An 11,075-nucleotide genomic window follows, 5' to 3' on the forward strand; every position below is an offset into this window, starting at 1 on the left:
ACGAGCTCTGAACAAAGCTCCTGGCCAGTAGTCTTAGGCAGGTCCGAGTTTGGTCTGTCCGTTCCTCTGGATACCTAGCCACTCCAAGGGAAAAACCCGGCAGCTGACCCTAGATCGAATAACGGCGAGCAGTCCGCGGGATACGAAAAGCACTGTAAGGCGCTTCGTCCGCGCGATCCCTCAAGAGCGCTAATCCATAAGCTGCGCACTGCATCTGCTCGCGGCATCGAGCCGAAGCTCTCGTTCGCTCAGCTACGACGCGTGGACGACGCCTTGGGATGAGTGATTCTGCCACGTGATCCCTCGCGGCGAAGAACCAAGGCTGTGGGCGACCGGATCCGCAGGAAATGGTTCCAAAGCGATTTTTCGAGAACTAGACAGATTTTTGGTGCAAAATCAATCACCTAAGCACCGGCGTTCGTTCAGCAAAAAGTGATATTTGTGCAACATTCGTCCAAAAACGCGCCATTCCGACCTCATCCGAGGCACTCTGTCATTGATTGATCGGAGGTCTTTGCCTCATATCGTGAGTGCGACGGAGGGGGGCATCCCGAGGTCGTCCCGTCTTAGGTGGTTCGCTTAAGTCCCTCGCGTTCAGCGGGTGTGTCCGAAGGCGCGAAGCGACTAAGCGGTGAATTTAAGGGACAAGGGAACCAACCTTAGGGTGTCTTCACCCAGCGGATCCGGAACCTTCCCTATGGCAAACTTGGAGGTTTAACATGAAGTTGGTTAAGAGCCTTTTGCTCGGTTCCGCGGCGGGTCTGCTCGCTGTTGGCGGAGCGCAGGCAGCCGATCTCCCCGTGAAGGCCAAAGCGGTCGAATACGTGAAGATCTGCTCCCTGTATGGTGCGGGTTTCTACTACATCCCCGGCACCGACACCTGCATCAAGCTGGGTGGTTATCTGCGCGCTGAAGTCGCGCTGAACACCAACAGCGACATCAACTGGCAGTCCAGCGGTAACAACGGCGCGCGTAACCGTCTGACGAACTACTACACCATGCGCGCTCGTGAAGATCTCAACATCGACACGCGCACCGCGACCGAGTACGGCGTCGTCCGTACCTTCTTCGACGGCGTGTTCTCCTGGACCACCGGCAACTACAACGGCACCGGCAGCGCGACCGGCACGACCGCCTACAGCAGCACGCTGGCCCTCAACACCTCGGGTGCGGTCCCGGCTCTCGTTGGTTCCTCGATCAACGGCACCGATGGCGCGACCTCCGGCGGTTCGCTCGGCGTGTACTACGCCTTCATCCAGTTCGCTGGCTTCACCATGGGTAAGGCCGTGTCGCAGTTCGACGCGCCCTGGACCAACTATCCCGGCAACAACTTCGACGGTCTCGCCGGCGGTTCCGGCACGGTCACTGGTGTCAACCAGTTCTCCTACACCGCTGACTTCGGTCAGGGCGTGACGGCGTCGTTCTCGGCTGAAGATGCGACGGCCTATTACCAGGCCGGCAACCTCAACTTGAGCGGTGCGGCGGGCCTCAGCGGCGTGACTGGCGCCGCTTATGGTTCGAATGCCATCGGTGGCTCGCGTTCGCCGAACCTCGTTGGTATGGTCCGTGTCGACCAGGCTTGGGGTCTCTTCCAGGCGTCGGTGGCTGCGCATGACAACCACGTTGCCTACTACGGCGCGACCGAGGCGACTGGCCATCCCGACGACAAATGGGGTTGGGCTGCTCAGCTCGCTCTGTCGATCAAGAACATCCCGACTGGCGCGGGTGACGTGATCAACATCCAGGGCGTCTACACCGATGGTGCGACCCGCTACAACTTCCAGAACCTCGCGGGTAGCTCGTTCGCGCTTTACGGTAGCTCAAACGTCGCCTACGCCAGCGTGGCCGCGGCGAATGCTCCGGACACCGTGTTCGTCACGGGCGGTCAGCAGGAAACCATCAAGACCTGGGGCTTCCGTGGTGCGTACACCCATAACTGGGATGCGTACTGGAACACGGCGATCTACGGTTCGTACGCTCAGGCTCAGTTCGGCAGCGGTGCGAAGACCTTCCTCTGCGGACCTGCGGGCATCATCTCGGGAGTTGCCGGCGTGACGTCCTGCAATCCGGACTTCGCGCTTGGCACGGTGGGCGTCATCACCCGCTGGACTCCGGTCAAGAACCTGACGTTCTCGGCGGACGTCTCCTGGACCCGCCTTGACCAGAGGTATGCTGGCGTCGTGACCACCACGGCTATCAACGGTCCCGCGGCCAAGCCGGCCGCGACCTATGAGCTGAGGGACCAAGACTCGGTCGTTATGCTCCTCCGCGCTCAGCGCAACTGGTAAGTTCGGTTTAACGACCTAACCTCCAAAGGCCCTCGGCAGGAAACTGCCGGGGGTTTTTGCATTATGCGCTCCGCCTCCTCCTCACATTGGGTGCATCAGCTATCGAAAAGGCGCTCAAGATGGGCCGCGCATAAGCTTTATCAGGCGCTTGAGGACTAAGGAGCACGCAGCTCAAAACGTCTTTGCCGTTGCCCGGTGTCCTACGAACCGCTGCGGGTGTTCGCCAGCCTGGCATTCCGGTTGGTGGGGTCTGAAGGAGTGACCTGCTCAGTTCAGACGACGGCGGAGCTTCCGAATCGTCTCCCGCAAGTCTTCCGCGTGTTCTACGATGATCCGACTGCCTCTTCCAACCGCGAGGGCTTGGGGTTCTCAGGGGGCGTGTCGGTTGGATGAAACTCATGATCGTATCATGCGAAGGGCGTTGGGACGGACGTTGAGCTAAAACAACGGAGCTGCCTTTGGCACCGAGTGCCGTTTTGGATCGACCCCACCCTCCGACTTCAACTGGCGGGCTTCAAGGGAGCAAACGCTGTCAGGCTTCTCGCCGCACTTCTCGAACTGGGACCCTAAGATTGAGCCTCAGGCTCGATCGCCCCCAATCCCTGGGTAACGGCAGCGCAACTGGCAATGTGGCAGGTTGATCGGGCGAGTATCGACGATTGTCGAGGCCCTTTGGACATCGACCAGAACCTAGGAAGGCTCACTATTCGACCTAGAAATTTTCGGATTGGCTGATCGCTTGTGCCTAACCGAACCGACAGCAGAACGGGGCTTAAGCAGCATAACGTCAACTCAGCTCGTTGAGATGCCCCTGTAGATGGCGCCGTCCCACAAACGCAGCTCGTAGAATCGTCCTTTGACGTCACGTCGAACAGCTGCGTCCGCCAGACGGTTCCCCGAGGTAGACCCGCTGCTTGAAAGCGTGAGCTGCGTCACGATCTTTCTGAGACTTAGGGCGATGGAGTAACGAGTGACGTAAAGGTCGCCGTCGTCGCCCAACCGGACGATGTCTCCAACCAGATTTCGAAGCTCGTCCTTCCGCGAGGGCTCGGCTGAGTCCAGGAGCGCAGGGTGGGCCAAAAACTGTAAAACGTTTGCTTCGAAATCTTGGTAGGACCATGCCGTTTTCGTGCACCCGTTCTCGTCCAGCACCTTCGCGCAGACCAAGCTCTTGTAAGGGTGACTACTAAGAAACCGGACTTCGCTCCCGCAGTAAGCGCATGTGGTAAGTCCGTCGAACAGATTTGCTAAATTGTTGCCCTTTCGCCCGCGGTTGGTGATCAGATTTTGCTGCCGGGCGGCCTGAGCTTTTTGGAACGTATCTTCGTCTATGACGGCCGGATAGTAGTCCGGCACGGGCGGACCAGTCGGGATCCCCTTGCTTCGGCCGCCCACATAACTCTTCGGCTGATATTCCCCTACCACCGCGCGGTTGCGGAGCATGCTATCTATCGTGGTGTGGTCCCATTTGGGCGATGATCCGAACGGAGAAATGCCCTGCTTCTCGAGAAAGTTGGTTATTGCGTAGCTGCCCAACCCACCAATCGAAAGTTCAAAGATCTTTCGGATTATCTCGGCTCGGTCCTCAAGATAGACGAAGCTCCTGCGGTCCTCGCTTAGTCCCAGCCAGCTGGGGCAGGCGGAAATCTTCTTGCTCTCTGTGACCGTCATAGGGATGAAGCCGTCTCCATGGGCAATTCCTTAAGCCGACAAAATCGGGCGAAATGGGGCTGGCCGCAAGCCTTATCGATCTGGTTCCGATGGCAAGATCGGTCGGGCCGAGCGCGCCTTCGGAGGCACTGGCACGAGTTGGATCGCGCCAAGTCTCGGCCGAAAGTGCATAGTGGCGCGTCACAATATCAATCACGATCAAGAATCGCTCGAATCCGTCTGGAGCTTGGACTATGCCGAGGAGCAGGGCTTCTCGCCTGACTTTGCTTCTCGGCGTCATCACCCTGGCACGGCCGAACCACGGTGCTTCAGGGGTCGTGCATCTCGTCATGTTTGCTGGTTACTTATTCTTTGCCGTGGTGCCATGATTAAACGCGGCCCGCTCGGGGCATCCTCCATTCGACCAATCGCAAGACGACGCGTGTTCGTGGCCCATGAGCTCGGCACGGTGAACAAACATTAGGACCCAGATGTTGGCTGACACTCATTCGCCTGTCCTTCTGGTTCTGGTCATGGCCGTCGCCGGACCGCTGCTTGCAGAGCTTCCGATCGGATTTCGAGTTCCGGCGGTAGTGCTTGAAGTCATGCTAGGCGTCATCATTGGCCCACAAGTTCTTGGCTGGGTGAGATTCGACGGCGTCCTGGCCTCTATGTTCGCCTTCGGGATGGCGGCCACTCTCTTCATGGCGGGCATGGAGCTTGAGTTCGAAAGAGTTCGCGGCCGGCCCTTGTTGCTTGCGGTGGGTGGGTGGGGAATGTCGGTATTGCTTGCGGTGTTAGCGGCAGCCGTCCTTCGTGCGAGTTCGCTCCATGATCCCATGATCGTGGCATTGGCTCTTGCCACAACTGCGCTGGGTACGCTGCTACCCATTTTGCGTGATGCCAATCAACTCGACACACCGTTCGGGCGTTTTTTCATCGCCGCAGGTACAATGGGCGAACTAGGACCAATTGTCGCAATGTCGTTGCTGCTTAGCCAGCAGTACACGACCTTCCAGGAGTTTGGTTTCCTGGTGGCATTCCTTGTGGTCGTCGTTTTGACAGCCGCAATCAGTTTGGGGCTACGCCCACCACGTGTTGTGGCCCTCCTGACTCGCTCGATGCATGGAAGCTCCCAGCTGCCGGTTCGTATCACCCTGCTATTGTTTGCCGCTTTCTTCGTTCTGTCGGAGCGCTTCGGGTTTGAGAGCATCTTGGGAGCATTTGCTGCGGGATTAGTCGTAGGGCTAGGTACTCAAGGGCCGGACGGAAAAGCGCCGCGAATGAAAATTGATGCCATCTTCTTCGGCTGGTTCATTCCGTTTTTTTTCGTCGGCACGGGTATTAAATTCGATCTCGCCTCGATAACGGGTAGCGCCGTCACGATGTTACTAGTACCGGTCGCGCTCGTGCTTTTTCTGCTAGTGCGAGGTGTTCCGGTATTTTTGTATCGAAAGGACCTCAAGCCCACAGAACGGATACCCTTTGCGCTGTACAGTTCGGTCGCCTCGCTTTCATTGGTCGTGGTGATCACCGAGATCGCCGTTCGTGCAAAAACCATGAGCCAGCAGATGGGCTCCGTGCTCGTCGGAGCTGCAGTTTTGTCGGTACTGCTGTTCCCGACTATCGCTGGGCAGCTTCTTCACAGACGGCGCGACGAGCGGCCCGGGCGCGGGTAAGCGGCTTTCAGCGCCGATTGAGCCTGGTTGAGGCGAACCTGGTCGTCGTTGCGCCGCGGACGCGATGCATGGAGGTGACGGCGCTGCACAGGCCAAAATCTAGTGGCTCGCCTCGCAACTTCTTCATGCATTTCCGAGCGACGGGGATGCCATCAAGTTCGCTGACTCCCTGCGGCGCTCTTGAGCTGCGAGCACATGCGCCCGTGCCAGCGAAGGAGCGTCGCGAGATAGTCCTGGCCGAAGTGCATGCGCCGTTGGGTTACGCGGCAGCAACTGGTCTGACCGGCACGAGTCGTTAAAAACTACAAAGCTCGGCCTGTGAGCAAGCCAGCTCGAGCAAGCCGAGATCTTTGGACATCTCGATGTCCCCCTTGCAGTCCGTTCATCGTTGAGCTGCATACGTTGATACGGTATTTGCGTGCCGGAGCTCTTGGAACAGTATTCCGCTGTTAGTTCCTCGAGTTCTTGTCCGGCCGTTTAAATCGGAGATCTGAGCTGTATGGACGTATCACCCCCCGACAGATCTCGTGGCGGAAAACGATGGAGCGACAGCGACGATGCCCGACTTCTCGAGTTGGCTTCTCAGGGGAAGTCTACAGATGAACTCGCATCGACAATGCAGCGCAGCTACTCCAGCATCCAGAACCGCCTGCGCTATTTGATCAACCAGTCTGGTCGTGCCAATTGTCTACATCGTCAATCGGAACCGAAGCGGTTTCCGGCGGTCGATCTCTCCTGCGGAGCGCTTTCCGATGCGTCCCACGAAGTCCTGTCCACCTTATGGTTCGGTATCAAAGGGCACCCGAGCATCATCAGGCGACGGGAGCCCTCGCTGCTCAAACCGGAAGTGGAATGTTTTCTAGGTGCAGTGGTACGCGAGGGACTAATTTGCTTGCCACCAGACAGCCCGCCGACCTGGAGGAGATTGTCGCTGTCTCGAGTACGCGCGAATGATACCGGCGTAGATTCTGGCGTAGCAAGAAACCTGATAAGCGCACTTCACCATCATGGTTTCCTGGAACTATTTGTCGGTTATGTAGGTTACAGCGGGTCTTTTCGGCTGGACATCCACACCGCTCGATTCGGCCGCTCCGCCCTCCTGAGGGCAACTCGAAAGACGCTCGAAGCCTGTGCACGGTGCGGAATAAATCTGAAGAATCTGAACACACACTTTCCAAGTCTTCGTTAAGGGCTGTAATGATTCTCGCGGTTCTTTAAACTTTCTGCTTTTTTCTTATCCATCCGCCTATCCCACTGTGGAGATGTACCCCCTGTCTGAGGCGGCGACCAACCCGGATCGTCAATGGCCGACCTTATCTTCTACCCACCCTGCCGTTCTATGACATCCGCGCATTGAACGATATTTACGACATCGTCAGTGTCGAGCCAGTCCAACCCCGCGACAAGGTGATGATGGGGATGTTGGCCACAATCGGCATTGAACCGGGAAAGCCGTTCCACCGGCCGGTAGAAGTATAAGGCGGAGATGGAGAAGGGCATTGTCGATGCCTACCATTACATGCAGAATCTCGACACGAAGCTATTTGATCTAGCCTCTATTGGCTGGACCGGCATTGGAGCTTCGTGATGGTGCCTGACGCGCAGCGGGGTTTCGATTTTGTCTACAAGACAGCGTTGAGATCGACAGGCGGGCTGCGTCTTTACGTTCTATCCGCAGGTTTTGAGCGATAAGGCTGGCACCGTTTACCCCGCGCCTGTCGCGGATAGCGGTGGTCAGCCACTGGAGGCCGGAAAGATCTACAGGCTCACGATTCCTAAAGACGTTCCAGCGAGGCAGTTCTGGTCTTTGACCATGTATGATCGCGCAACGTGGGCCTTCGTCGACAACCCGTTGGACCGAGCAGGTCTCGGCTCATTCAACAAAGATCAGATGAACGTCAATGGAGACGGCAGCATCGATTTGTATGTAGGGCCCAAGGCGCTGGCCGATTCGGGAAAAACTGGATACCGACGACGGGCAAAGATGCGTGCGTGTGGCTTCCACTTTAAGGTCCTGAGGACACGTTTTGGATGAAGACGTTCAAGACGCCTGACCTGGAACTTGTCGAGTAACGGGAGCACGCTTGCTGACCAAGTTCGTCTGGTTGCCCACGTTGCTGCGCCGGTCGGTCTCTCTCGCGATTTTGATAAGAGCCCTCAGCGCATTTTCGACCGTCCTTCCGCCCCCAACGTCCTGCCATCGCGCAGGGAATTCGCGACAACTGGTGGCGACAGGGAATGATGGGCGCCGCGATAGCCCAGTACGAATGTATCAGGGTGCTATCCGAGACGGAATTCTTCGACGACTTGAAGGTAATTAAGGTCCCTGTGCTGGTGATGCACGGCGAGGACGAACAGATTTGTCCGTTTCCGACGACCGGCGCAAGGTCGGTGAAGCTCCTCCAGCACGGGACCCTGAAGTCCTATCCCGGACTACCCTATGAGATGCCAACGACGCATGCAGAGCTAATCAATAGCGACCTGCTTTCCTTCATACGGTCCTGAGCGGGGTGCTGGATCGCGAGATTGCCGACGAGTCATTGGCCTCTCACAAAGCCGACCGTCAAAGTTGATCCCGGCAATGCAAGCACCAAGAGACCATGAGTGTGCTTCGTCTAGCATACGGCCGCCGAAATAACTGCGACGATGGACCATCACTTTTCCGGCCGACGATGATCGGAGTCCGCTGGACATGGGATGATCCACCAGCGGGTCGATGTCTGTTTGTGAAGGCGGAGCGGATGTCGTAACCTTACGCCAACCGACGCGATCGCCCCTTATCTGACGTGCATACCATGTTGCTGCAATTCCGCTTGCTAACGAAGATGGGACGTCGCGCGAGCTGCCAAACCGACCTCTCTGACCCCATGTCGGGCCGATCGGCTAACGCTCGCGCACCAGCAAAGTCCAAACAGGCGACGCACCGTTCCAGCCGCGAAGGCGCCCCGAGAGCCGTACCTTCAGCCCGGCTTCCGTGATCCGCTCGACAACTAGATGCAGCGCGATCACGTCGCCTTCTGACAGCTCCACGCAGCCTCGCTTCCGCGACAACACCGCGCCCGGGAAGCGAAATAAGTTTGCTTTCAGCCATCGGCCGCCGCGCTCCGACAGAGGTTGTAAGTCGACCTGAGCGCCGGCCCTAGCCCGAAGCCTGACATCTGCCCGTCGCAGCCTATTCGGAATCCACTCCATCCGAATGACTAGCCGTTACTTTTCACGTTTGTCTAGGCTTCGTCCGTCTGAATGGCCGCCCGAAGGCGAGGGCGTCCGCTTTTTCAATTAGACTGGAAGTTTACAGCCCGCGCGAACCGGCCTATTGGCCCTCAGCTAAACGTCGCTGAAACAGGTGTCTCATCGGCTGTCAGGGCCAAACCGAACGTCGACCCAGGTTGTCGCCTACTGACGCTTGTGGACCCAAAACGGACATGGCCGTCTCATATCCCGCGCGCAAATGACGCGCTGCGCTTGGTTGCCGAAATTGCATAGTCGGCGCGCAAGCCATCTGGCAAAAATTGGCCCCTCCGACAGCCCATGAAAAGGATCGGCGAATGAAAAGTCTTTGCGTCCTGGCAGCCGTTTGCGCCGGCTTGATATTGCCCCGCATGGCGACCGCTCAAGTCCCTGCATCGATCACTACGCTGGACAAAGTCGAGACGCGGCTCGGCACGCTCGATTTCAAGGATGGTGCGCCCGGAAAGGCCACCTTGGAGAAGGCTTACGATTTCATCGATTTCACCCACGCCTACAACGCCTTTGCAAACACCATGCAAGGGGTGAGCTTAGTCGCCGCCCGCAGAGGCTTCTTGGAGGCCGGGGTGAAGGACAATGAGATCCTCATCTTTTCCGAGTTGATGGATGCAAAGTCGCTCTTCCTGACTGCTAACGCAGACACGGTGTACTTCCTTGGCTTCATCGACGTCTCCAAGGGCCCGATGGTGTTCGAAGTGCCGCCCAAGGTCCTTGGAGCGCTCGACGACATGTGGTTCCGCTGGGTCACCGATTTTGGCCAGCCTGGTCCTGATCGTGGTCTCGGTGGCAAGTATCTCATCCTGCCTCCGGGCTACGACGGTCCGGTGCCGGAGGGCGGCTACTTCGTGTCCCGATCGCGGACCAACCGGCTCTTGATCATGGGCCGCGCTTTTCTTGAAAACAAAAACGACCCGAAACCTGCGGTCGCATCGATCAAGCAGTCGACCAAGATCTACCCGTTCGAACCCGGCGGCGTCGGAACACCTATTGCCGAGTACCTCAGCGGCAAAGCCAAGCTCGGCAGGATCGGAGACCCGCCGCCCACCAAGTTTCACGAAGGCAGCGGCAAGGTGATGAACACCGTTCCGCCCAACGATTTCAGCTTCTATGAGATGCTAAATGAGATCGTGCAGCAAGAGCCTGCTACATCCCTCGACCTCGAACAAATGGGATCGGTCGCAGCCGTCGGTATCGTCAAGGACAAACCGTTTGCACCGGACGCGAGGATGAAGAAAATTCTCGCTGAAGCCCTGGCGGTCGCCAATGCTACCTCGCGCTCCCTGTTCATGAATCCTCGCGATCCGAACTGGTTCTATTATCCCGGTTCTGCATGGATGAACTTTTTGTTCGTCACCGGGTACGAGTTCGAGACACCGATCCCAGAGATAACTCGTGAGGGCGTCAAGCCCTTCCCAGCTACCGGCTACCGGCAGTTGGATGCGCGCACCGCCTTCTTCTACTACGTCACCGGTATCACACCAGCCATGGCGATGCGCGTGCCTGGCATCGGCTCACAATACCTCCTGAACATGCTGGATGCCGACAAGAATTACTTCGACGGGTCTAAGACGTACAAAGTGACGCTACCCAAGGGAATACCGGAGGCGAACTTCTGGTCGTTCACGGTCTACGACAACCAGACACGTTCTATGCTTGACACGCCGCAGCGCCACCCGCGCGCTGGTAGCCAGAGTTATCCGTCGCCCGCTGCCGAAACGGACGCCGACGGCACGACGACAATCTACTTTAGTCCGACCCAGCCTGCGGACGTCAAACGTGGCAATTGGATACAGACCGACCCGAAAAAAGGTTGGTTCACTATCCTGCGTCTTTACAGTCCGCTTGAGCCGTTCTTCACCAAGGAATGGCGTCCGAGTGAGATTGCGATGGTGAAGTAGCATCCGCTGTTACCTCGGCTGCGAGCGACGCCACCATCCCATGCGTGGCGGCGTCGGCTATTGCGCCCATAGCTGACCTGCCGCGCGCCGTAGAGGACCGCTTGTGTGAAGGGTTTCGGATGCCGGCCCCATGACGGTGTTGCCGCGCACACGGGGGCCGGCGTCCGAAAGCCTCCAAAGGAGGAAACCGCGCTGGGGGGACGTAGGACGATGCCGCGTGATCGAGCTAGTCGCGTCAAACAACCTTCAGACGATCAGGACGATCGCCTATGGGGATTTAATGTTTGGCGGCACCTATACTTTCAATGGCT

At 57.9% G+C, this 11,075-nt stretch carries 7 protein-coding genes; 5 read left to right on the forward strand and 2 right to left on the reverse strand.

Annotated elements, in window-relative coordinates; genetic code table 11:
* Window positions 1-719: 719 nt before the first annotated feature.
* The gene (locus tag ACIPUD_RS19460; RefSeq protein ID WP_446481359.1) at window positions 720-2,288 is read left to right on the forward strand and encodes a porin; all 1,569 of its coding nucleotides are present in this window, start codon (window positions 720-722) and stop codon (window positions 2,286-2,288) included.
* A 792-nt stretch (window positions 2,289-3,080) separates the two neighbouring features.
* On the opposite strand, the gene ACIPUD_RS19465 is transcribed toward ACIPUD_RS19460, so the two are convergent.
* Entirely contained in the window at window positions 3,081-3,959 is an 879-nt protein-coding gene (locus tag ACIPUD_RS19465) for a recombinase family protein (protein WP_377787586.1), read from the reverse strand.
* Window positions 3,960-4,432: 473 nt separating this feature from the next.
* Here ACIPUD_RS19465 and ACIPUD_RS19470 point away from each other — a divergent pair, with 473 nt between their 5' ends.
* The 3 genes from ACIPUD_RS19470 to ACIPUD_RS19480 all read left to right on the forward strand — a co-directional run bounded on the left by ACIPUD_RS19470 (window position 4,433) and on the right by ACIPUD_RS19480 (window position 8,122).
* On the forward strand, window positions 4,433-5,617 hold the full coding sequence (locus ACIPUD_RS19470; RefSeq protein WP_446481360.1) for a cation:proton antiporter: 1,185 nt from the start codon (window positions 4,433-4,435) through the stop codon (window positions 5,615-5,617).
* Between the two features lie 1,681 nt (window positions 5,618-7,298).
* Window positions 7,299-7,652 (forward strand): DUF1214 domain-containing protein, encoded by a 354-nt coding sequence (locus ACIPUD_RS19475; protein WP_377787581.1) that lies wholly within the window; start codon window positions 7,299-7,301, stop codon window positions 7,650-7,652.
* A 203-nt stretch (window positions 7,653-7,855) separates the two neighbouring features.
* Window positions 7,856-8,122: an alpha/beta fold hydrolase gene (locus ACIPUD_RS19480; RefSeq protein WP_377787579.1), complete on the forward strand. Its 267-nt coding sequence runs from the start codon at window positions 7,856-7,858 to the stop codon at window positions 8,120-8,122.
* A gap of 378 nt (window positions 8,123-8,500) precedes the next feature.
* Here the strand turns inward: ACIPUD_RS19480 and ACIPUD_RS19485 are convergent, their stop codons facing one another.
* Window positions 8,501-8,647, reverse strand: coding sequence for a hypothetical protein (locus ACIPUD_RS19485; RefSeq protein WP_377787578.1), 147 nt, complete (start codon window positions 8,645-8,647; stop codon window positions 8,501-8,503).
* Between the two features lie 518 nt (window positions 8,648-9,165).
* On the opposite strand from ACIPUD_RS19485, the gene ACIPUD_RS19490 reads away from it, so the two are divergent.
* The gene (locus ACIPUD_RS19490; protein ID WP_446481361.1) at window positions 9,166-10,764 is read left to right on the forward strand and encodes a DUF1254 domain-containing protein; all 1,599 of its coding nucleotides are present in this window, start codon (window positions 9,166-9,168) and stop codon (window positions 10,762-10,764) included.
* Window positions 10,765-11,075: the final 311 nt, after the last annotated feature.

It is taken from the genome of Bradyrhizobium sp. CAR08 (assembly GCF_052871955.1).

Excerpts from the sequence above, each read along its gene's own strand:
- ACIPUD_RS19480 (WP_377787579.1), top strand. The coding sequence starts at position 7,856 with ATGATGGGCGCCGCGATAGCCCAGTACGAATGTATCAGGGTGCTATCC.
- ACIPUD_RS19490 (WP_446481361.1), top strand. The coding sequence starts at position 9,166 with ATGAAAAGTCTTTGCGTCCTGGCAGCCGTTTGCGCCGGCTTGATATTG.
- ACIPUD_RS19465 (WP_377787586.1), bottom strand. The coding sequence starts at position 3,959 with ATGACGGTCACAGAGAGCAAGAAGATTTCCGCCTGCCCCAGCTGGCTG.
- ACIPUD_RS19460 (WP_446481359.1), top strand. The coding sequence starts at position 720 with ATGAAGTTGGTTAAGAGCCTTTTGCTCGGTTCCGCGGCGGGTCTGCTC.